This is a genomic window from Streptomyces sp. NPDC018031, assembly GCF_044327625.1.
Taxonomy (GTDB): Bacteria; Actinomycetota; Actinomycetes; order Streptomycetales; family Streptomycetaceae; genus Streptomyces.
The window spans coordinates 124,615-144,810 of record NZ_JBIRFT010000002.1 but is presented as its reverse complement, the minus strand read 5'-3'; the positions used below and the strand labels follow the sequence as shown (position 1 = coordinate 144,810).

The window sequence follows — 20,196 nt, the reverse complement described above, 5'->3', positions numbered from 1 at the left end:
CCGGAGGGCGGGACGGTCAGGGGCCGTCGAGGACCACCGAGCGGGTGAGGTTGCGGGGAGCGTCGGGGTCCAGGCCGCGGGCGGTGGCGACGGCGACGGCGAGCCGCTGGGCGCGCACGAGTTCGGCCAGCGGGTCCAGGCCGCCGGACACCCACATGCCGCCCGCCGCCCGCACCTGCCCGGCCAGCCCGGCCGGGGCCTCGCCCAGCATCCAGGTCGCGGTGGTCGGCGAGGTGATGCTGATCGGCCCGTGCCGGTACTCCATCGCCGGGTACGCCTCGGTCCAGGCCAGTGCCGCCTCCCGCATCTTCAGCGCGGCCTCGTTGGCCAACCCCACCGTCCAGCCCCGGCCGAGGAAGGTGAACTGGGTACGGTCGACCAGCCCCGCGGGCAGCGGCTCGGCGAGCGCGGTGCGCGCGTCGGCCACCACCGCGTCGGAGTGCAGGCCCAGATGGGCGCGGAGCAGGGTCAGCGCGGTGGTGGCGAACCGGGTCTGCACCACCGACCGTTCGTCGGCGAAGTCGAGCACCACCACGTCGTCCGCGGCCGTCATCACCGGTGTGCCGGGATCGGCGGTGACCGCGGTGGTCCGGGTGGTGCCGCGGACCTGTGCGAGGAGGCGCAGCACCTCGGTGGTGGTGCCGGACCGGGTGAGCGCCAGCACCCGGTCGTAAGCCCGCCCGACGGGGAACTCGGAGGCCGGGTAGGCGTCCGTCTCGCCCTGCCCGGCGCCCTCCCGGAGCGCGGCGGCCGCCTGGGCCATGAACAGCGAGGTGCCGCAGCCGATCACCGCGACCCGCTCCCCCGGTCGCGGCAGCGCGGCCGCGTGACCGGCGGCCAGCTCCGCCGCGCGCTGCCAGCACCCGGGCTGGTCGGCCAGTTCCTTCTCCACATGACTCACGGTGCACTCCCGCCCCGGTTACCCGAATCGACACGCCATCATGATTATTCGTGCAACATATAGCCGTGTTGCGCGCAACTTCAAGCATGGGGCGGGGTGCAGCTAGGGTCGCCGGGGACGGATGACGAATGGAGAGCCCCGATGTCCCGCGACGCCCGCTGGAAGGAACTGCTGGAACTCCTCGTGGAGCGGGGCCGGCTGGACGTCGAGGACGCGGCGACCGCCCTCGGGGTCTCCGCCGCGACCATCCGGCGCGACTTCGACCAGCTCGCGGAACAGCAGATGCTGGTGCGCACCCGCGGCGGCGCCGTGCTGCACGGCGTCTCCTACGAACTCCCGCTGCGTTACAAGACGTCCCGGCACGCCTCGGAGAAACAGCGGATCGCCGCCGCGGTCGCCCGGCTCATCACCCCCGGGGAGGCGGTGGGGCTCACCGGGGGCACCACCACCACCGAGGTGGCCCGGGCGCTCGCGGTCCGTCCCGACCTGACGGACGGCTCCCCCGCGCTCACCGTCGTCACCAACGCGCTCAACATCGCCAACGAGCTGGCCGTCCGCCCGCAGTTCAAGATCGTCGTCACCGGCGGGGTGGCCCGGCCGCAGAGCTACGAGCTGGTCGGGCCGCTCGCCGCGGGGGTGCTCGGCCAGGTGTCGCTGGACACCGCGGTGCTGGGCGTGGACGCCTTCGACGTGACCGAGGGAGCCGCCGCCCGGGACGAGGAGGAGGCGCTGATCAACCGCATGCTCTGCGACCGGGCGGCGCGCGTCGTGGTGGCCGCCGACTCCACCAAGCTCGGGCGGCGCGCGTTCGCCGCGATCTGCGGCACCGCGCGGGTCGGCACGCTGGTCACCGACACCGGGGTGCCGGAGGCGACGGCCGCGGCGTTCACCGAGGCCGGGGTCACCGTGGTCACCGCCTGAGGCCGCCGCGGCCCGGCGCCGGTCGCCGCGGACGCTGGGCTCGCCGGCGCCGCCGCCGCGGACCCGCCCGGTCCGGGCCGGGCACGGCGCCGGCCCTGCCGCGGCCGGGCCCCGGCGCCCGCCCCACGCCGAGCCGTCATGTGCGCGTCGGCCCGTTCGGGGTTGACGCTACGGTGGTCCCAGACATGCTCGAGGTCGGCGTCCCCGTCGCCTCCGGCGTCGAGAGCCGGCAGCCGGGAGCCCACCGTGGCCCGCCGCGCCGGACGAACCGAGAAGGAAGATGTGAGCAGGTTGTTCAGGACAGTCAGCGGACCGGCCCGGAGTGCGGAGTAGGGGGGACGATGCACATCGTCATCATGGGCTGCGGCCGGGTGGGCGCCGCGCTGGCCCAGACCCTGGAGGCCCAGGGGCACACGGTCGCGGTGGTCGACCGGGACCCGACGGCCTTCCGCCGGCTGGGGGCCGGTTTCGGCGGCCGCCGGGTGACCGGTGTCGGGTTCGACCAGGACACCCTGCGCGAGGCGGGTATCGAGGAGGCCGGCGCGTTCGCCGCGGTGAGCAGCGGTGACAACTCCAACATCATCGCCGCCCGGGTGGCGCGCGAGATGTTCGGCGTGGAGAACGTCGCGGCCCGCATCTACGACCCGCGCCGGGCCGAGGTCTACCAGCGGCTCGGCATCCCGACCGTGGCCACGGTGCGCTGGACCGCCGACCAGATGCTGCGGCGGCTGCTGCCGTCGGGCTCCGAGCCGCTGTGGCGCGACCCTAGCGGCGGGGTGCAGCTCGCCGAGGTGCACACCGCACCGGCCTGGGTCGGCCACAAGATCAGCAAGCTCCAGGAGGAGACCGGTGTCCGGGTGGCGTTCCTCACCCGGCTGGGCGAAGCCATACTGCCCACGTCGCAGACGGTGCTGCAGGAGGGCGACCTGGTGCACGTCATGATGCGCTCGGACGAGGTCGAGAAGGTCGAGGCCGCCTTCGAGCACGGACCGGAGGACGCGCGATGAGGGTTGCCATTGCCGGAGCGGGCGCGGTGGGCCGGTCCATCGCCGGTGAGCTCCTGGAGAACGGACACGAGATCCTCCTGATCGACAAGGCGCCAACCGCCATCTCGGTGGAGCGGGTGCCGCAGGCGGAGTGGCTGCTCGCCGACGCGTGCGAGATCACGTCGCTGGACGAGGCGGCGCTGCAGGGCTGCAACGTCGTCATCGCGGCGACCGGTGACGACAAGGTCAACCTGGTCGTCTCGCTGCTGGCGAAGACCGAGTACGGCGTGCCGCGGGTGGTCGCGCGGGTGAACAACCCGAAGAACGAGTGGCTGTTCAACGAGTCGTGGGGCGTGGACGTCGCCGTCTCCACGCCGCGTCTGATGTCCGCGCTGGTGGAAGAGGCGGTGAGCGTCGGCGATCTGGTGCGGCTGCTCCGCTTCAGCCACGGCGACGCCAACCTGGTGGAGCTGACCCTGCCGCCGGAGGCGGCGCTGGCCGGCACCCGGGTCGGCGAGGTGGACTGGCCCGAGGACACCAGCCTGGTCACCATCATCCGCGGCACGCGCGTCCTGGCGCCCAGCAAGGACGACGTGCTGGAGGCCGGTGACGAGCTGCTGTTCGTGGCCGCCCAGGCGCGCGAGGAGCAGTTGGAGGACCTGCTGTCGGTCCGCCGCGAGGACATCTGAGACGGCAGCCGCGAGACGCGCCGGGGCCCGGGAAGAGAGGATCTTCCCGGGCCCCGGCCGCGTTCCGCGGCACCGTTTCAGTGGGCGCGCGGCGGCTGCCGTTCCGCGGACTCGGCACGGGCCTGGTCGACGAGCCCGTCGGTCCAGTCGGCGAGCAGCGGCCCGGCGGCCCGCTCCGCTTCCGCCGCCTCCCGCTGGGACCGCTCGCGCTCCCGCTCCGCCTGCTCCTCGGCCTCCATCTCCGCGATCACGTCGATGGGCGGCGGCGCCTTCGCCAGGAAGATCCAGGTCAGATAGACGCAGAGCAGGAACGGCGGGATGCCGAGGGCGACCTTGACCCAGCCGAGCTGGGTGGCGTCGCCCCACCAGTACAGCGGGAAGAGGATCGCCGACTTGGCGAGCAGCACCAGCCCCCAGGCCCAGGTGGCCTTGGTGTACGCGACGAACCGGCCCGGGTTCCGGGTCCGCCAGGAGAGGTTCTCCTTGAGGATGGGGCCGAGCAGCACCCCGATCAGCGGGAACCGGAAGATCGCCGACAGGATGTAGGCGAGGGCGAAGCCCAGCGTGTAGAGCATGCCGGGCAGGTAGAAGTTCTTGGCGTCGCCGGACATCATCGCGAACACGGCGCCGAAGGCGACCCCGAAGACACCGCTGAAGGCGTGCTTGAGGGTCTCCTTGCGGACCAGCCGGGCGACGGCGAGCAGCAGCGTGACGCCGAGTGCCGCGATGGCCGCGAGATGGATGTCCCGCTTGATGGTGTAGAGCAGCACGAAGATCAGGCCCGGCACGGTGGTGTCCACCATGCCGCGCACCCCGCCGAACGCCTCCAGCAGGGCGGTGTCCGCCGCCGCCCTGCTGCGCGCGGCGTCGGAGGCGTGCTCGCCCCCCGCGGCGTCCTGATCGTTCGGGGCCCGCTTGTCGTCAGACGTCACCCGCTACTCCTGTCCGAGCGGTCGGAGTTCGTACTTGGGGTTGAACAGCACCCGGCGCCCGTGACTCATGGAGATGCGGCCGGTGGCGATCAGTTTGCGGCCGGGCTCTATCCCGAGGATGGAGCGACGGCCCAGCCACACCACGTCCAGGGCCGCGGTGCCGTCGAACAGCTCCGCCTCCAGGGCGGGCACTCCGGCCCGCGGCCGCAGTGTGACCGTGCGCAGCGTACCGGTCACCGTGACTATCTGCCGGTCACCGCACTCGCCGATCTTGGTGCAGCCCGCGGCCTCCGCGTCCTGCTCCAGTTCGGCGGAGTGGAGCTCCTCCTGGGAGCTCGACAGCCGGTCGAGCATCCGCCGGAAGCGACCGGCGGGCTTCTCGGGTCGGGTAACGGCACTCATACGGCCAGCGTACCGGGGAGGACCGGCCGGATCACCGTCCGCGCGGCGGCGGTCCGTCACACCCGGGGGTGCCGCGCGTCCCCCGGCCCGGGGCCGTGCCCGCCCCCTTCCGCGACCCGCGGCGGGCCGGCCGCGGGGAGGGCGGGGCGCCGCCGGCGGGCCCGGCCGCGCCGGCTCACTCCTCGAAGCGGTACCCCATGCCCGGCTCGGTGATGAAGTGCCGCGGGTGGGACGGGTCGGCCTCCAGCTTGCGGCGCAGCTGGGCCATGTAGACGCGCAGGTAGTTGGTCTCGGTGCCGTAGGTGGGCCCCCACACCTCCTGGAGCAGCTGCCGTTGGCTGACCAGGCGGCCGGTGTTGCGCACCAGCACCTCCAGCAGGTGCCACTCGGTGGGGGTCAGCCGCACGTCGCGGCCGTCCCGGTTGACCTTCTTGGCGGCCAGGTCGACGGTGAAGGCCTCGGTCCGGACGACCACCGGGGCGTCGTGCTGCCCGCCGGGTTCGGCCCGGCGCACCGCGGCGCGCAGCCGGGCGAGCAGTTCGTCCATGCCGAACGGCTTGGTGACGTAGTCGTCGGCTCCGGCGTCGAGCGCCTCGACCTTCTCGTCGGAGGTCTGGCGGGCGGAGAGGACCAGGACGGGGACCCGGGTCCAGCCGCGCAGTCCCCTGATCACCTCGACCCCGTCCATGTCGGGCAGCCCCAGGTCGAGGACGACCACGTCGGGGTGGCGGGCGGCGGCCAGCCGGAGGGCGGTGGCGCCGTCCGGGGCCGCGTCCACCTCGTATTTGCGCGCCTTGAGGTTGATCACCAGCGCCCGGACGATCTGCGGCTCGTCGTCGACCACGAGCACCCGCACCGGCGGCCTGGCGGCCTCCCCGGCGGTGGCCGGGGCGGCGTCCTGCCCGGAAGGTAGCGGCATCTGGCGACCTGCCTTTCTGTTCTGGAGCTGCCGGTGCGGTCGGTCGCGGGCCGGTCAGGAGGTGGCCTGGGCCGGGAGGCCGGGGCGGGCCGGGGGCCGTCCCGGCGCCGCCCGGAGGGTGAGCACCATGGTCATGCCACCGCCGGGGGTGTCCTCCGCGGTGAGCCGGCCGCCCATGGTCTCCGCGAAACCGCGGGCCACCGCGAGGCCGAGGCCGACCCCGGCGCCGCGCGGAGCGTCGCCGTACCGCTGGAAGGGCTCGAAGATGCGGTCCTTGGCGCTGTCCGGCACCCCCGGGCCGCGGTCGACGACCCGCAGCTCCACGCGTTCGCCGAGGGCGCTGGCGGCGACCAGCACCGGTGTGCCGGCCGGGCTGTACTTCACGGCGTTCTCGACGATGTTGGCGACGCTGCGCTCCAGCAGCCCCGGGTCCACGGCGACCATCGGCAGCTCCTCGGGGACGTCGAGGGTGAAGCTGTCCTCGGGGACGCCGACGAGGGCCATCGGCACCACCTCGTCGAGGTCGATCTCCCGGATCAGCGGGGTGACGGTGCCGGTCTGCAGCCGGGACATGTCCAGCAGGTTGCCGACCAGGTGGTCGAGCCGGTCGGCGCCCTCCTCGATGCCGGCCAGCAGTTCCGCCTCGTCCTCCTCGGACCAGGCCACGTCGTCGGAGCGCAGGGAGGAGACGGCCGCCTTGATCCCGGCGAGCGGGGTGCGCAGGTCATGGCTGACCGCGGCGAGCAGGGCGGTGCGGATGCGGTTGCCCTCGGCGAGGTCCCGGGCCCGGGCGGCTTCGCCGACCAGCCGCTGCCGGTCGAGGACGACGGCGGCCTGGGCGGCGAAGGCGGCGAGCACCCGGCGGTCCTCGGCAGGCAGTACCCGGCCCCGCATGGCCAGCGCCAGGTGGTCGCCCACCGGCATGTCCACATCGGCGTCCTCCGGCCGGTCGGGCGGTGGGGCGTCACCGCTGCCGGCGCTGCCCGCGCAGGTCCACGGGGCCAGGTCGCCGTCCCGCTCCAGCAGTGCCACCGATTCCATGGCGAAGGTCTCCCGGACCCGCTCCAGCAGCGCCTCCAGGCTGGTCTCGCCCCGCAGCACGCCGCCGGCCAGGAAGGACAGCGTCTCGGACTCGGCGCGCAGCCGGGCCGCCTGGTGGGTGCGGCGGGCGGCGAGGTCCACGACGGAGGCGACGGAGACCGCGACCGCGAAGAAGATCACTATGGCGACCAGGTTCTTCGGGTCCTGGACGGTGAGGGTGTGGGTGGGCGGGGTGAAGTAGTAGTTGAGCAGGAGCGAGCCCACGGCGGCCGACGCGAGGGCCGGCAGCAGTCCGCCGAGCAGCGCCGCGACCACGGTGAGGAAGAGGAAGAGCAGCACGTCGTTGGCGAGTCCGGGCCCGGATTCCAGGGTCAGCAGCGCCGGGGTGAGCAGCGCCGGCCCCAGCACGCCGGCCAGCCAGCCGGTCACCAGCCGGGAGCGGCCCAGCCGGGCGCCGCGGGCCACCGGCAGCCCGCGGCCCTTGGCGACCTCGTCGTGGGTGACGATGTGGACGTCCAGGTCGGGGCCGGAGTCCCGGGCCACGGTGGCGCCGACCCCGGGGCCGAAGACGTACTGCCAGGTCTTGCGGCGGCTGGAGCCGAGCACGATCTGGGTGGCGTTGACGCCGCGCGCGAACTCCAGCAGGGCGTGCGGAACGTCCTCCCCTATGACGTGGTGGAAGGTGCCGCCCAGGCTCTCCACCAGGGTGCGCTGGACGGCCAGTTCCTTCGGGGAGGCGGAGGTCAGACCGTCGCTGCGCACGATGTAGACCGCGAGGATCTCGCCGCCGGCGCCCTTGGCGGCCATCCGGGCGGCGCGGCGGATCAGGGTCTGGCCCTCGGGTCCGCCGGTGAGGCCGACGACGATGCGTTCGCGGGCGTTCCAGATGGTGGAGACCCGGTGGTCGGTGCGGTACTGCTGGAGGTACTCGTCGACCCGGTCGGCGGTCCACAGCAGGGCGAGTTCGCGCAGTGCGGTGAGGTTGCCGGGCCGGAAGTAGTTCGACAGGGACGCGTCGATCCGGTCCGGGGCGTAGATGTTGCCGTGCGCCATGCGGCGGCGCAGTGCGTGGGGCGACATGTCGACCAGCTCGATCTGATCGGCGCGGCGGACGACCTCGTCGGGCACGGTCTCCCGCTGCCGTACGCCGGTTATCGACTCCACCACGTCACCCAGCGATTCCAGGTGCTGGATGTTGACCGTGGAGACGACGTCGATGCCGGCCCGGAGGAGTTCCTCGACGTCCTGCCACCGCTTGGCGTTGCGGGAGCCGGGGACGTTGGTGTGGGCGAGTTCGTCGACCAGCGCCACGGCGGGGCGGCGGGCGAGGACGGCGTCCACGTCCATCTCGGTGAAGGCGGCGCCCCGGTACCCGACCTCCTGGCGCGGGACGGTCTCCAGCCCGTGCAGCATGACCTCGGTGCGCGGTCGTCCGTGGTGCTCCACCAGGCCGACGACGAGGTCGGTGCCGCGTTCCACGCGCCGGTGGCCCTCGGAGAGCATCGCGTAGGTCTTGCCGACGCCCGGTGCCGCCCCCAGATAGATCCGAAGCTTCCCGCGTGCCATGGCCCCATCTTCTTACCCGGGCCGGTAGTCCGCCCTGTGTGTCGTGTCCGGTGCCGACTCTACGGCGCCGTCGGGCGACAAAACGGACGAAGGGCGTCCGTATGGTGCGACTTTGATGCACCCCTGACGCCCGGCGGCAACGGAAAACCGCTCGCCACCCGCGCGTGGGGTCACGATCATGACGACCATGACCGAATTGGTGACCGCACACACCTCGGCGCTCGGCGCGGGGACGCTGGCGGCGATCCGGAAGCTGCTCGACGACGCTTTCGAGGGGGATTTCGACGACGAGGACTGGGACCACACACTCGGCGGCATGCACGCGCTGCTGTGGGAGGGCGACCTGCTGGTGGCGCACGCCGCGCTGGTCCAGCGGCGGCTGCTGCACGGCGGTCGGGCGCTGCGCACCGGCTATGTGGAGGGCGTGGCGACCCGCGCCGACCGGCGGCGCCGCGGCTTCGGCACCGCCGTGATGGGGGCGCTGGACCCGGTGCTGCGCGGCGGGTACGAACTGGGCGCGCTGTCGGCGGCCGACGAGGCCGCCGCGCTGTACCGGTCGCTGGGCTGGCAGTGCTGGCAGGGGCCCACGTCGGTGCTGGCGCCGGGGGGCGTCGAGCGCACCGAGGAGGACGACGACTCGACGTTCGTCCTGCCCCTGACGGCACCGGTGGACCTGACCGGGGAGCTGGTCTGCGACTGGCGTGACGGGGACGTCTGGTAGTCCCGGACGACGCCCGCCCCCGGGGTGCCGCCTTCCGAGGCGGCGGCGTGACCGGCCCGGGGGCCCGCGTCCGCTCGTGTCCTGCACGGCGGGCGCGGGCCCCCGGGGGCGCTCAGCTCGGGGGCGCTCAGCCCCGGGCGAGTTCCCGCAGGGCGATGTTGAGCTTCAGCACGTTGACGTGCGGCTCACCGAGGAAGCCGAGCAGCCGCCCGTCGGTGTGGTCCTGGACCAGCCGCGCGACCTCGTCCTCGGGCAGGCCGTTCGCCCTGGCCACCCGCGCGACCTGGAGCTCGGCGTACGCCGGCGAGATGTCCGGGTCGATGCCGGAGGCGGAGGCGGTGACCGCGTCCACCGGGACCCGGCCGGGGTCGACGCCGTTGAACGCGGCGACCCGCTTCCGCCGCTCCCGGACGGCGGCGAGCAGTTCCTCGCTGTCCGCCGCCAGGTTGGACGCACCGGAGACGACGAGGTCGTACCGGGTGTTGAGGGAGTTGGTCCCGGCCGCCGACGGCCGCGGCTGGAACCACCTGGGGTCCGGCAGCGGGTTGCCGTCCCGGTCGGTCCGGTCCAGGTCGAAGGTCTGGCCGAGGTGCTCGGAGCCGACGACCCGGCCGTCCACCGTGATCTTCGAGCCGTTGGCGTTGTGGTGGAAGGCGGCCTGGGCGATGCCGGTGACCACCAGGGGGTAGAGCACGCCGCAGACCAGTGTGAGCACGAGGAGCGCGCGGATTCCGGCGCCCGTCAGCCGGGCCGCCCCGCGCAGGGAGTTGTTCATGATCGTCACCCGATGCCAGGGATGAGGGAGATGAGCAGGTCGATGAGTTTGATCCCGACGAACGGCGCGACGAGTCCGCCGAGGCCGTAGACGGCGAGGTTGCGGCGGAGCATCCGGTCGGCGCTCATCGGCCGGTAGCGCACGCCCCGCAGGGCGAGCGGCACCAGCGCGATGATGATCAGCGCGTTGAAGACCACCGCGGAGAGGATGGCCGACTGGGCCGAGTCCAGCCGCATGACGTTGAGGGTCTCCAGCCCCTCGTAGCCGGCCGCGCCCGCGAAGATCGCCGGGATGATCGCGAAGTACTTCGCCACGTCGTTGGCGATGGAGAAGGTGGTCAGCGCGCCGCGGGTGATGAGCAGCTGCTTGCCGATCTCCACGATCTCGATGAGCTTGGTGGGGTCGGAGTCCAGGTCCACCATGTTCCCGGCCTCCTTGGCGGCCGAGGTTCCGGTGTTCATCGCCACCCCGACGTCGGCCTGGGCGAGCGCCGGGGCGTCGTTGGTGCCGTCGCCGGTCATCGCGACCAGCCGGCCGCCGGCCTGCTCCCGCTTGATCAGCGCCATCTTGTCCTCGGGCGTGGCCTCGGCGAGGAAGTCGTCCACCCCCGCCTCCTCGGCGATCGCCTTGGCGGTGAGCGGGTTGTCGCCGGTGATCATCACCGTCCGGATGCCCATCCGGCGCAGCTCGTCGAACCGTTCCCGCATGCCCGCCTTGACGACGTCCTTGAGGTGGACCACACCGAGGACGCGCGGGCCGTCGGTGTCCTCGACCGCGACCAGCAGCGGGGTGCCGCCCGCGGCGGAGATGCCGTCGGCCTTCTCACCGGCGCCGGGCGGCACCGTGCCGCCGCGCTCGGTGACCCAGGCGGTGACGGCGGCCGCGGCGCCCTTGCGGACCGTGCGCACCGTGCCGTCGTCCTCGGTGAGGTCGACGCCGGACATCCGGGTCTGCGCGGTGAACGGGACGAACACGGCCCGGCCGGGTTCGCCCTCCCGTGAGGCCCGCAGGCCGTACCGCTCCTCGGCGAGGGCCACGATGGAGCGGCCCTCGGGGGTCTCGTCGGCCAGCGAGGACAGCCGGGCGGCGGCGGCCAGCTCCGGCTCGCCGACGCCCTCGAGGGGTATGAAGCCGGCCGCCTGCCGGTTGCCCAGGGTGATGGTCCCGGTCTTGTCCAGCAGCAGCGTGGAGACGTCACCGGCCGCTTCCACCGCCCGGCCGGACATGGCCAGCACGTTCCGCTGCACCAGCCGGTCCATGCCGGCGATGCCGATGGCGGAGAGCAGTGCGCCGATGGTGGTCGGGATGAGGCAGACCAGCAGCGCGGCGAGCACGATCATCGAGGTCTGCCCGTCGGCCCCGGCGTGGATCGCGAACGGCTTCAGGGTGACGACGGCCAGCAGGAAGACGATGGTGAGGGACGCGAGCAGGATGTTCAGCGCGATCTCGTTCGGTGTCTTCTGCCGGGCCGCACCCTCGACCAGGTTGATCATGCGGTCGATGAAGGTCTCGCCCGGCCTGGTGGTGATCTTGACGACGATGCGGTCGGAGAGCACCTGGGTGCCGCCGGTGACCGCCGACCGGTCGCCGCCGGACTCGCGGATCACCGGAGCCGACTCGCCCGTGATCGCCGACTCGTCGACGGACGCGACCCCTTCGACGACATCGCCGTCACCGGGGATGACGTCGCCGGCCTCGCAGACGACCAGGTCGCCGACGCGCAGGTCGGTGCCGGCCACCCGCTCCTCGGCCGCGCCGGCGCCGGTCAGCCGCCGCGCGACGGTGTCCGACTTGGCCTTGCGCAGGGTGTCGGCCTGGGCCTTGCCGCGGCCCTCGGCGACCGCCTCGGCCAGGTTGGCGAAGACCACGGTCAGCCACAGCCACCCGGCGATCGCCCAGCCGAACCAGTCGCCCGGGTCCTTGGCTGCCAGCACGGTGGTGAGCACCGAGCCGACCTCCACCACGAACATGACGGGCGAGGACACCATGGTGCGCGGGTCGAGTTTCCGGAAGGCGTCCGGGAGCGAGCGGACCAGCTGCCGGGGGGCGAAGAGGCCGCCGGAGACCCGGCTGCCGCCGGCCTCGCCCGGCGGGGTCCGCTCCCCGCCGGGAGCGGTGCGTACGGGGGTGGTGGTGCTCATGCGAGTCCCTCCGCCAGCGGGCCGAGGGCCAGGGCCGGGAAGTAGGTGAGACCGGTGATGATCATGATGGCGCCGACCAGGAGCCCCGCGAAGAGCGGCTTCTCGGTGCGCAGGGTGCCCGCGGTCTCGGGGACGGGCTGCTGTCCGGCGAGCGATCCGGCCAGCGCGAGGACGAACACCATGGGCAGGAAGCGGCCGAGCAGCATGGCCAGACCGATCGTGGTGTTGTACCAGTCGGTGTTCGCGTTCAGGCCCGCGAAGGCGGAGCCGTTGTTGTTGGCGCCGGAGGTGAACGCGTACAGCACCTCGGTGAAGCCGTGCGCCCCGCTTCCGTGGACCGAGTGCTCCGCGGTGTTGAGGATGGACTCCGGCGGGCCGGCCAGCGCCATGGACAGCGCGGTGAAGCCCAGCACCAGCGTCGGGGTGATCAGGATGTAGCAGGAGGCGAGCTTGATCTCACGGGTGCCGATCTTCCTGCCCAGGTACTCGGGCGTCCGGCCGACCATCAGGCCCGCGATGAAGACCGCGATGATCGCCATGATCAGCATGCCGTAGAGGCCGGAGCCGACCCCGCCCGGCGCGATCTCGCCGAGCATCATGCCCAGCAGCGTCAGGCCGCCGCCCAGGCCGGTGAAGGACGAGTGGAAGGAGTCCACCGCTCCGGTCGAGGTCAGGGTGGTGCTGGTGGCGAAGATCGCGGAGGCGCCGACGCCGAACCGCTGCTCCTTGCCCTCCATCGCGCCGCCCGCCTCCTGGAGCGCGGGGCCGCCGTGGTGGAACTCGGTCCACATCATCAGCGCGGTGAACCCGAGCCAGATCAGGCCCATGGTGGCGAGGATGGCGTAGCCCTGCCGCACGTTGCCGACCAGCTTGCCGAAGGTACGGGTCAGGGAGACCGGGATGATCAGGATCAGGAAGACCTGGAAGAGGTTGGTGAAGGCGTCGGGGTTCTCGAAGGGGTGGGCGGAGTTGGCGTTGAAGTATCCGCCGCCGTTGGTGCCGATCACCTTGATGGCCTCCTGGGAGGCCACCGCGCCGCCGTTCCCCTGCCGGCTGCCGCCGTCGAACCGGCCCACCTCGTGGATGCCGGCGAAGTTCTGGATGGCGCCGCAGGCCACCAGGACCACGGCGGCCACGACGGCGAGCGGGATCAGCACCCGGACGGTGCCGCGCACCAGGTCGGCCCAGAAGTTGCCCAGCTCGCCGGTGCGGGACCGGACGAAGCCGCGGACCAGGGCGATCGCGACGGACATGCCGACGGCGGCGGAGAGGAAGTTCTGCACCGCCAGGCCGCCGGTCTGCACCAGGTGGCCCATCGACTGCTCGCCCGAGTAGGACTGCCAGTTGGTGTTGGCGACGAAGGACGCGGCGGTGTTGAACGCCTGGTCCGGGCTGATCGGGGTGAATCCGAGGGACAGCGGCAGGTCGTCCTGGAGCCGCTGCAGACCGTAGAGGAACAGCAGGCTCACGGCGGAGAAGGCCAGGACGCCGCGGAGGTAGGCCGGCCAGCGCATCCGGGCGCCGGGGTCGGCGCCGATGCAGCGGTAGATCCACTTCTCGACGCGCAGGTGCTTCTCGGAGCTGTACACGGCGGCCATGTGGTCACCGAGGGGGCGGTACACCAGGGCGAGCGCGCCGATGAGCGCGAGCAGCTGGAGCACGCCGGCGAGTTCGGAACTCATCGAAGTGCTCAGAACCTCTCCGGGAAGACGAGGGCGAGGATCAGATAGCCCAGCAGGGCGGCGGCCACGACGAGGCCGACGATGTTCTCGGCGGTCACAGCTTCGCCACCCCCTTCGCGACGAGCGCCACCAGCGCGAAGACCGCGATCGTGGTGACGACGAAGGCCAGGTCGGCCATCGGGTGCTCCTAGGTGAGGTTCGATCGGACGGAACCCCCTGAGCAAAGCGCCTGTGAAGGGGTGGCGGGCCCTTCGTTGACGGCTCCCTTACGGCCATTGACGGGGCCTTGACGGTTCTCTTACGCCCCCGCTTCCACCTGCGAAAACGCCGGTGGGCCGCACTCCCGCTCAGGGAGTGCGGCCCACCGGAACGCCTGATTCAGGCCGTCGTCAGCGCACCTCAGCGCACCTCGGTGATCTCCGGGCCGCGCTGCAGCCGGTCGGCGCCGCCCGCGAACCGCGAGCCCTGCGCCTCCTCCTGCTGCACCCCGTCGGGCACCATCTGGGCGTCCTCGGGGAGCTTGAGGACGATCGGGTCGCGGGGGGCCATCGGGCCCTCACCGCGCACCACGACGGTGTCCCGGAACACCGCCTCCAGCAGGCTGCCGGTCTCGGGCTTCACCGCGCCCTGGCCGGAGATCACACCGCGCAGGAACCAGCGCGGCCCGTCCACGCCGACGAACCGGACCACCTGCACGCCGTTGGTGCCGTCCGGCAGCTGCACCGGCACCTGGGCCCGCAGCTCCCAGCCGAGCGGCCCCTCGACCTCGTCGACGACCCCGCCCTGCTGGGTGATGCCGCCGGCGATCTCGTCCCGGACCTCGGACCAGATGCCCTCCTTCTTGGGGGCGGCGAACGCCTGGAGCTGCACGGCGCTGTCCCGCAGCACCACGGTCGCGGCGACGATCGCGTCCCCGGCGACCTCCACCCGCAGCTCCATGCCCTCCACACCCGGCACGAACAGTCCGCCGAGGTCCACGCGGCCCTCACCGGGCTCACGCACCTCGGAGACGTCCCACGGCCCGTCCGGGCGCGGCGCCGGAGGCAGGGCGACCCTGCTCGCGGCGGCGTCCTCGCCTTCTTCGGCCTCCGCGGACTCCTCCGCCTCGGCCGATTCCTCGGCAGTGACGTCGAATTCCTCGACGTCTTCCTTGCTGCGCTTGCGGCGACGTCCGAACACGTCACTGTCCTTCCCGGTCGGAACCGACCGAAGCGTATCCATTCCCACCCGTCGCGCCGTCCACCGCGGCATGGCCACCGGTGGACCCGAAGCCCCCTTCGGCCCGAGCCGAACCGGGAAGCTCCGCGACCTCGTGGAAGCGCACCTTCTCGACTTGCTGGACGACCAGTTGGGCAATCCGGTCGAAACGCTCGAACCGCACGCTCTCGCGCGGGTCCAGATTGACCACGATCACCTTGATCTCTCCACGGTACCCGGCATCGACCGTCCCTGGGGCATTCACCAGCGCCACACCGCACCGGGCCGCCAGACCGGACCGCGGATGGACGAAGGCGGCGTAGCCGTCGGGGAGGGCGATGGACACTCCGGTGGGCAGCACCGCGCGTTCCCCGGGGGCGAGCTCGGCGGCCTCGGTGGTGACGAGATCCGCGCCGGCGTCCCCGGGGTGGCCGTAGCCGGGCAGCGGAACGTCCGGGTCGACCCGGCGGATCAGTACGTCGACGGGTGGGCGGGTCACACCATCCTCCTGTGGGCGGTGGCGGGCACGGTCACGGGTTCACCTCGAAGGCGCGGGCGACCCGGACCTGGTCGGGGTCGGCGAGCGCCGCGTTGATCTCCTCGGGCCGGCCGTTGTCGATGAAGTGCTCGAGGTTCACCTCGATGAACAGCGCGTCGGCGCGGACCGCCACCGGGCCGTCCGGGCCGCCGATCCGGCCGGTGGCGGTGGAGTAGATCTTGCGGCCGTACACACCGGTGACCCGGGCCTCCAGGTACAGCTCGGTGCCGACCGGCACCGGCCGCAGGAAGTCGGTCTCCAGGCGCCCGGTCACCGCGATGACGCGCAGCAGCCACTGGAGCGCGCCGAGCGCCTCGTCCAGCGCGGTCGTCAGCACCCCGCCGTGCGCCAGGCCCGGGGCGCCCTGGTGGGCCGGCTGCACGGTGAAGGTGGCGGTCAGACTCACGCCCTCGCCGGCCGTCGCCGCCAGGTGCAGCCCGTGCGGCTGCCCTTCGCCGCAGCCGAAGCACTGGTCGTAGTGCGAGCCCAGGGGTTCTCCGGGGGCGGGGGCGTCGGGGTGCCGCACCGGGGCATCGGCGTCCTCCGGCGGCGTCAGCGCTGTCGTTCTTCCACTCACAGCGCCGAACCTTACCCGCGAGGCAGGTGGCGGACGTCCGCCGTGCCAAGCTTGGGCTCATGCAGCCCTACGAAGAACGTCTGACCGCTCCCCGTTCCTGGTGGTTCGTCGCGGCCCTCGCCGGGCTCGCGATGGGAGTGATCCTGCTGCCCTTCGGCCCGCTGCCGATGCTGGGCGGTCTGGTCGGCGGCGCCGCGCTGGCGGCCGTCGTGGTCAGTTCCTACGGCTCGGTACGGGTCCGCGTGGTGGCCGACTCGCTGGTCGCGGGGGACGCGCGGATCCCGGTCGCGGCGCTCGGGGAGGCACAGGTGCTGGACGCCCCGGAGGCGGCCGCCTGGCGTACCCACAAGGCCGATCCGCGGGCGTTCATGCTGCTGCGGGGCTACATCCCGACCGCGCTGCGGATCGAGGTGACCGACCCCGCGGACCCGACGCCGTACCTGTACGTGTCCACCCGGGACCCGCGGCGGCTGGCGGCGGCCCTGGACGCGGCGCGCGCCGCCGGCTGACCGGCCCCCGGCGAACGCCGCGGCCGGGCGGCACGCGGTTCGGCCGGGCGGCGGCCGGGCGGCCGAGGTGGCCGGTGGCGGTACGGGTGCGGCCTGCGTGGCGGCGGTGCCGCGCGGGCGGCCCGGACACGCCGGACGGGGCCCTGGCGGGCGGCGGTGGCGGAGTGGGCCGCTGCCCTGCCGGGGCGGCGGAACGCGGGCCTCCGACGGCCCGGGAAGGGCGTGCAGCGGGCCCGGATGAGACCGGGAACGGCGCGGGTCGGGCCCGGTGGGGCCGGGCAGCGGCCGGGCCGGTCAGCCCGCGGCGGCCGGAACCGCGGTGGACGGCGGGGTGCCCCACGGCACCTGGCGGGACCGCAGGTCGGCCCGGATCCTGGCCGCGAGTCTGGCCGTCTCGCGGCGATTGGTCGCGGCTCCCACGACCGCGCCCATCAGGAAGGGCGTCAGGCCGGGCAGGCTGCGGAAGGAGCGTTTGAGCACCCGCTGCCGCAGTTGCCGGCGGAGTTCGCCGCCCAGGGCGGCGTCCACGGTCACCGGGGCGTGCACGTCGACGCCCCGCTCCTGGCTCCAGGAGCCGAGGTAGGCGGCGGTGCGCTGGTGCAGCGCGCCGGGCGCCCGCAGCCCGTACACCTCGTGCAGCTCGGCGACGAGCTTGAACTCCACCCAGGCCACGCCGACGATCTCGGCGGCCAGCTCGGCGGAGACGGCGGGCGGGACCGGCAGCATCGCCACGGCTCCGACGCCCGCGCCCACGGTGGAGGTGCCACGCATGGCACCGGCCACCAGTCTGTCCGCGAGCTGCTCCGGGCCGAGCCCGGGGAACTGCGCGCGCAGCGTGGCGAGGTCCCGGACCGGGACGCGCGGGGCCTGAGCGACGATGCGCTCGACGACGGTGGTCAGCCGCGTCCGCGCGCCCCATCCGCTCGTGCGGGCCCCGCGGGCGACGGCGGTCGCGAGCGAGGCCGCCCGGCCCCGCTCGACGCTCGCGTCGCCCTGCTCCGCGCTCACGCCGGTCCCACGCCCTCAGGCCGCGCAGTCACGGCAGATCGGCTGGCCGTTCTTCTCCTCGGCCAGCTGGCTGCGGTGATGCACCAGGAAGCAGCTCATGCAGGTGAACTCGTCCTGCTGGCGCGGCAACACCCGGACGGACAGCTCCTCGTTGGAGAGATCCGCGCCGGGCAGCTCCAAGCCCTCGGCCTGCTCGAACTCGTCCACGTCGACGGTCGACGCGGACTTGTCGTTCCGCCGGGCCTTCAGCTCCTCGATGCTGTCCTCGTTGACGTCATCGTCGGTCTTGCGTGGGGTGTCGTAATCCGTTGCCATGTCGCTCTCCCCCTCTGGGTGTCTGCGGTGTCTCCAGCGCACGTAACGCGTGAGAGGCCGGACTTGTGCCCGACCCGAGGCGGAGATTTTGCCTCACATCAAGGTCTGTTACTCAATCGACACCCAACCGCTCCCCTAAGTGGCGATCGGGTTGGGTGGCGAACGGGACCGTACACGGTCGCGGCGCCGCCTGACACACGGGCCCTGACGTGTACTTCCCGTGATCAGGACCCCCGGAAACCCGGATTTTCCCGGCTTTCCAGCAGGGTTGGCGATCACTCACCGTAGATGGCCGGAAATTCGTCCATGTGATCGATCACACACGTTCGGGGTGGGGTCCGGGTCAGGAGGATTCCGCCCAAAGCGAACGTCTGCCCGATCGGTGTGTGCCCCCCATGGTCTCACCTCAGAGCGGCAGAACGACCCGCATGACCAGGCCACCACCCTCGCGCGGCACCGCGGTGATCCGCCCGCCGTGCGCCCGCGCCACCGAGCGCGCGATGGACAGCCCCAGGCCGACGCCCTTGTCGCTGCCGGTACGCTCGGTCCGCAGGCGGCGGAACGGCTCGAAGATGTTGTCCAGCTCGTACGCCGGGACCACCGGGCCGGTGTTGGTGACCACCAGCACCGCCTCGCCGCCCTCGACCTCCGTGGCGACCTCCACCCAGCCGTCCGGGGCGTTGTAGCGCACGGCGTTCTGCACCAGGTTGAGCGCGATGCGCTCCAGCAGCACGCCGTTCCCCTGGACCACCGCCGGCCGCCGGAAACCCCGGAACTCCACCCCCTTGGCCTGCGCCTCGGAGCGGACCTGATCCACCGCCCGGGTGGCGACCTCGGCCAGGTCCACCGGCTTGCGGTCGACGATCTCGTTGTCGCTCCGCGCCAGCAGCAGCAGCCCCTCGACCAGCTGCTCACTGCGCTCGTTGGTCGCCAGCAGGGTCTTGCCGAGCTGCACCAGCTCCGGCGGGGCGGCGGGATCGGACAGCTGCACCTCCAGCAGCGTCCGGTTGATCGCCAGCGGCGTGCGCAGCTCGTGCGAGGCGTTGGCCACGAACCGCTGCTGCGCGGTGAACGCCCGGTCCAGCCGCTCCAGCATCTCGTCGAAGGTGTCCGCGAGCTCCTTGAGCTCGTCGTCCGGGCCGTCCAGCTCGATCCGCCGGGACAGGTCGGAACCGGCCACCTGGCGGGCGGTGCGGGTGATCCGGCCCAGCGGGGACAGCACCCGGCCGGCCATCGCGTAGCCGAACGCGAAGGCGATCACCGACAGGCCCATCAGGGCCAGCAGCGAGCGGCGCAGCAGGCCGTTGAGCGCCAGCTCGCGCTGGTGCTCCATGCAGTCGGCGACCGCCTGGTTGAAGGCGCTGTCGCTGCCGCTGGTGGGCAGCTGGCAGGCGTCGTCGGTGATCTCGTACTTGAGCTGGATGATCCGGAACGGGAACCGGCTGCCGTCGTTCAGGGCGTCGGCCGCCAGCAGGTAGATGATCGTCAGCAGCACGACCCCGGCGATCAGGAACATCCCGCCGTAGAGCAGGGTGAGCCGTATCCGGATGGTCGGCCGGAGCAGGAAGTCCGTACGGGTGGGATGGCGGTGCGGTTCCCAGTTCGGCTTCGGCGGCGCGGCGGGCGGTGGCGGAGCGGTGGCCATCGGTCAGATCCGGTATCCGGAGCCGGGCACGGTCACGATCACCGGGGGTTCGCCGAGCTTGCGCCGGAGCGTCATCACGGTGACCCGCACCACGTTGGTGAACGGGTCGGTGTTCTCGTCCCAGGCCTTCTCGAGCAGCTGCTCGGCCGAGACGACGGCGCCCTCGCTGCGCATGAGCACCTCCAGCACCGCGAACTCCTTCGGCGCCAGCTGGATCTCCCGGCCGTCCCGGAAGACCTCGCGGCGGTTGGGGTCCAGCTTGATCCCGGCGCGCTCCAGCACCGGCGGGAGGGCCACGGTGGTGCGCCGCCCCAGCGCCCGCACCCGGGCGATCAGCTCACTGAACGCGAACGGCTTGGGCAGGTAGTCGTCGGCCCCGATCTCCAGGCCGGCCACCCGGTCGCTGACGTCGCCGGAGGCGGTGAGCATCAGCACCCTGGTCGGCATGCCCAGCTCCACCACCCGGCGGCAGACGTCGTCGCCGTGGACCAGCGGGAGGTCGCGGTCGAGGACGACCACGTCGTAGTCGTTGACCGCGATCCGCTCCAGGGCGGCGGCACCGTCGTACACGACGTCCACGGCCATGGCCTCCCGGCGCAGCCCGGTGGCCACCGCATCGGCGAGCAGCTGCTCGTCCTCGACGACGAGTACACGCACGTCGCTAGTCCTTCCTTCGTCGGCGCCTGGCGGGCACGCCGGAGCGGCGCCGCGGGGGCGCCGAGCGTTCTATG

General features: G+C 72.8%; 21 protein-coding genes. 5 read left to right on the top strand and 16 right to left on the bottom strand.

Annotation, left to right across the window (positions count from 1 at the left end):
- Positions 1–16: 16 nt before the first annotated feature.
- Entirely contained in the window at positions 17–901 is an 885-nt protein-coding gene (locus ACH4B3_RS06975; protein WP_398461713.1) for an SIS domain-containing protein, read from the bottom strand.
- A 141-nt stretch (positions 902–1,042) separates the two neighbouring features.
- Here ACH4B3_RS06975 and ACH4B3_RS06970 point away from each other — a divergent pair, with 141 nt between their 5' ends.
- From ACH4B3_RS06970 to ACH4B3_RS06960, 3 genes are all read left to right on the top strand, one after another.
- Positions 1,043–1,822, top strand: a complete 780-nt coding sequence (locus tag ACH4B3_RS06970; RefSeq protein WP_398461712.1) for a DeoR/GlpR family DNA-binding transcription regulator — start codon at positions 1,043–1,045, stop codon at positions 1,820–1,822.
- Between the two features lie 341 nt (positions 1,823–2,163).
- Positions 2,164–2,829: a potassium channel family protein gene (locus ACH4B3_RS06965; protein ID WP_398461711.1), complete on the top strand. Its 666-nt coding sequence runs from the start codon at positions 2,164–2,166 to the stop codon at positions 2,827–2,829.
- Positions 2,826–3,497: a potassium channel family protein gene (locus ACH4B3_RS06960; protein WP_398461710.1), complete on the top strand. Its 672-nt coding sequence runs from the start codon at positions 2,826–2,828 to the stop codon at positions 3,495–3,497. Before ACH4B3_RS06965 ends, ACH4B3_RS06960 begins: the two co-directional genes overlap by 4 nt.
- A gap of 77 nt (positions 3,498–3,574) precedes the next feature.
- Here ACH4B3_RS06960 and ACH4B3_RS06955 read toward each other — a convergent pair whose 3' ends face one another.
- From ACH4B3_RS06955 to ACH4B3_RS06940, 4 genes are all read right to left on the bottom strand, one after another.
- A complete protein-coding gene (locus ACH4B3_RS06955) occupies positions 3,575–4,429 on the bottom strand; it encodes a DUF3159 domain-containing protein (RefSeq protein WP_398461709.1) in 855 nt (284 codons plus the stop codon).
- Between the two features lie 3 nt (positions 4,430–4,432).
- On the bottom strand, positions 4,433–4,831 hold the full coding sequence (locus tag ACH4B3_RS06950; RefSeq protein WP_398461708.1) for an OB-fold nucleic acid binding domain-containing protein: 399 nt from the start codon (positions 4,829–4,831) through the stop codon (positions 4,433–4,435).
- Between the two features lie 175 nt (positions 4,832–5,006).
- Positions 5,007–5,750 carry a response regulator gene (locus tag ACH4B3_RS06945; RefSeq protein ID WP_398461707.1) on the bottom strand — a complete coding sequence of 248 codons (744 nt, stop codon included), beginning with the start codon at positions 5,748–5,750 and terminating at the stop codon, positions 5,007–5,009.
- Positions 5,751–5,804: 54 nt separating this feature from the next.
- A complete protein-coding gene (locus ACH4B3_RS06940) occupies positions 5,805–8,357 on the bottom strand; it encodes a DUF4118 domain-containing protein (RefSeq protein ID WP_398461706.1) in 2,553 nt (850 codons plus the stop codon).
- 178 nt (positions 8,358–8,535) lie between these two features.
- Between ACH4B3_RS06940 and ACH4B3_RS06935 the strand changes: the two genes are divergently transcribed.
- The gene (locus ACH4B3_RS06935) at positions 8,536–9,078 is read left to right on the top strand and encodes a GNAT family N-acetyltransferase (protein WP_398461705.1); all 543 of its coding nucleotides are present in this window, start codon (positions 8,536–8,538) and stop codon (positions 9,076–9,078) included.
- Positions 9,079–9,205: 127 nt separating this feature from the next.
- Here the strand turns inward: ACH4B3_RS06935 and kdpC are convergent, their stop codons facing one another.
- The 7 genes from kdpC to ACH4B3_RS06900 all read right to left on the bottom strand — a co-directional run bounded on the left by kdpC (position 9,206) and on the right by ACH4B3_RS06900 (position 15,988).
- A complete protein-coding gene (kdpC, locus tag ACH4B3_RS06930) occupies positions 9,206–9,853 on the bottom strand; it encodes a potassium-transporting ATPase subunit KdpC (protein WP_398461704.1) in 648 nt (215 codons plus the stop codon).
- A gap of 5 nt (positions 9,854–9,858) precedes the next feature.
- On the bottom strand, positions 9,859–11,994 hold the full coding sequence (gene kdpB, locus ACH4B3_RS06925) for a potassium-transporting ATPase subunit KdpB (RefSeq protein ID WP_398461703.1): 2,136 nt from the start codon (positions 11,992–11,994) through the stop codon (positions 9,859–9,861).
- Positions 11,991–13,676, bottom strand: coding sequence for a potassium-transporting ATPase subunit KdpA (kdpA, locus tag ACH4B3_RS06920; RefSeq protein ID WP_398461702.1), 1,686 nt, complete (start codon positions 13,674–13,676; stop codon positions 11,991–11,993). Before kdpA ends, kdpB begins: the two co-directional genes overlap by 4 nt.
- A gap of 8 nt (positions 13,677–13,684) precedes the next feature.
- A complete protein-coding gene (gene kdpF / locus ACH4B3_RS06915; RefSeq protein WP_398461701.1) occupies positions 13,685–13,774 on the bottom strand; it encodes a K(+)-transporting ATPase subunit F in 90 nt (29 codons plus the stop codon).
- Positions 13,775–14,075: 301 nt separating this feature from the next.
- On the bottom strand, positions 14,076–14,855 hold the full coding sequence (locus ACH4B3_RS06910; RefSeq protein ID WP_398461700.1) for a DUF3710 domain-containing protein: 780 nt from the start codon (positions 14,853–14,855) through the stop codon (positions 14,076–14,078).
- Position 14,856: 1 nt separating this feature from the next.
- Positions 14,857–15,372, bottom strand: a complete 516-nt coding sequence (dut, locus tag ACH4B3_RS06905) for a dUTP diphosphatase (RefSeq protein WP_398461699.1) — start codon at positions 15,370–15,372, stop codon at positions 14,857–14,859.
- Positions 15,373–15,403: 31 nt separating this feature from the next.
- Complete coding sequence (locus ACH4B3_RS06900; protein WP_398461698.1) at positions 15,404–15,988, bottom strand: PaaI family thioesterase; 585 nt, start codon at positions 15,986–15,988, stop codon at positions 15,404–15,406.
- Positions 15,989–16,047: 59 nt separating this feature from the next.
- Between ACH4B3_RS06900 and ACH4B3_RS06895 the strand changes: the two genes are divergently transcribed.
- Entirely contained in the window at positions 16,048–16,497 is a 450-nt protein-coding gene (locus ACH4B3_RS06895; protein ID WP_398461697.1) for a DUF3093 domain-containing protein, read from the top strand.
- A 294-nt stretch (positions 16,498–16,791) separates the two neighbouring features.
- Here the strand turns inward: ACH4B3_RS06895 and ACH4B3_RS06890 are convergent, their stop codons facing one another.
- From ACH4B3_RS06890 to ACH4B3_RS06875, 4 genes are all read right to left on the bottom strand, one after another.
- The gene (locus ACH4B3_RS06890) at positions 16,792–17,505 is read right to left on the bottom strand and encodes a hypothetical protein (protein ID WP_398461696.1); all 714 of its coding nucleotides are present in this window, start codon (positions 17,503–17,505) and stop codon (positions 16,792–16,794) included.
- Between the two features lie 15 nt (positions 17,506–17,520).
- Positions 17,521–17,820 (bottom strand): DUF4193 domain-containing protein, encoded by a 300-nt coding sequence (locus ACH4B3_RS06885; protein WP_135340395.1) that lies wholly within the window; start codon positions 17,818–17,820, stop codon positions 17,521–17,523.
- Positions 17,821–18,226: 406 nt separating this feature from the next.
- Positions 18,227–19,465 (bottom strand): sensor histidine kinase, encoded by a 1,239-nt coding sequence (locus ACH4B3_RS06880; protein WP_398461695.1) that lies wholly within the window; start codon positions 19,463–19,465, stop codon positions 18,227–18,229.
- A gap of 3 nt (positions 19,466–19,468) precedes the next feature.
- Positions 19,469–20,122, bottom strand: coding sequence for a response regulator transcription factor (locus tag ACH4B3_RS06875; protein ID WP_398461694.1), 654 nt, complete (start codon positions 20,120–20,122; stop codon positions 19,469–19,471).
- Positions 20,123–20,196: the final 74 nt, after the last annotated feature.

What these genes read in the sequence shown, in the direction of transcription:
- ACH4B3_RS06895 (WP_398461697.1), top strand. Translation starts at nt 16,048, where the DNA reads ATGCAGCCCTACGAAGAACGTCTGACCGCTCCCCGTTCCTGGTGGTTC.
- ACH4B3_RS06965 (WP_398461711.1), top strand. Translation starts at nt 2,164, where the DNA reads ATGCACATCGTCATCATGGGCTGCGGCCGGGTGGGCGCCGCGCTGGCC.
- ACH4B3_RS06880 (WP_398461695.1), bottom strand. Translation starts at nt 19,465, where the DNA reads ATGGCCACCGCTCCGCCACCGCCCGCCGCGCCGCCGAAGCCGAACTGG.
- ACH4B3_RS06970 (WP_398461712.1), top strand. Translation starts at nt 1,043, where the DNA reads ATGTCCCGCGACGCCCGCTGGAAGGAACTGCTGGAACTCCTCGTGGAG.
- kdpC (WP_398461704.1), bottom strand. Translation starts at nt 9,853, where the DNA reads ATGAACAACTCCCTGCGCGGGGCGGCCCGGCTGACGGGCGCCGGAATC.
- ACH4B3_RS06935 (WP_398461705.1), top strand. Translation starts at nt 8,536, where the DNA reads ATGACGACCATGACCGAATTGGTGACCGCACACACCTCGGCGCTCGGC.
- ACH4B3_RS06950 (WP_398461708.1), bottom strand. Translation starts at nt 4,831, where the DNA reads ATGAGTGCCGTTACCCGACCCGAGAAGCCCGCCGGTCGCTTCCGGCGG.
- ACH4B3_RS06885 (WP_135340395.1), bottom strand. Translation starts at nt 17,820, where the DNA reads ATGGCAACGGATTACGACACCCCACGCAAGACCGACGATGACGTCAAC.
- ACH4B3_RS06940 (WP_398461706.1), bottom strand. Translation starts at nt 8,357, where the DNA reads ATGGCACGCGGGAAGCTTCGGATCTATCTGGGGGCGGCACCGGGCGTC.
- ACH4B3_RS06960 (WP_398461710.1), top strand. Translation starts at nt 2,826, where the DNA reads ATGAGGGTTGCCATTGCCGGAGCGGGCGCGGTGGGCCGGTCCATCGCC.
- kdpA (WP_398461702.1), bottom strand. Translation starts at nt 13,676, where the DNA reads ATGAGTTCCGAACTCGCCGGCGTGCTCCAGCTGCTCGCGCTCATCGGC.
- kdpB (WP_398461703.1), bottom strand. Translation starts at nt 11,994, where the DNA reads ATGAGCACCACCACCCCCGTACGCACCGCTCCCGGCGGGGAGCGGACC.
- ACH4B3_RS06945 (WP_398461707.1), bottom strand. Translation starts at nt 5,750, where the DNA reads ATGCCGCTACCTTCCGGGCAGGACGCCGCCCCGGCCACCGCCGGGGAG.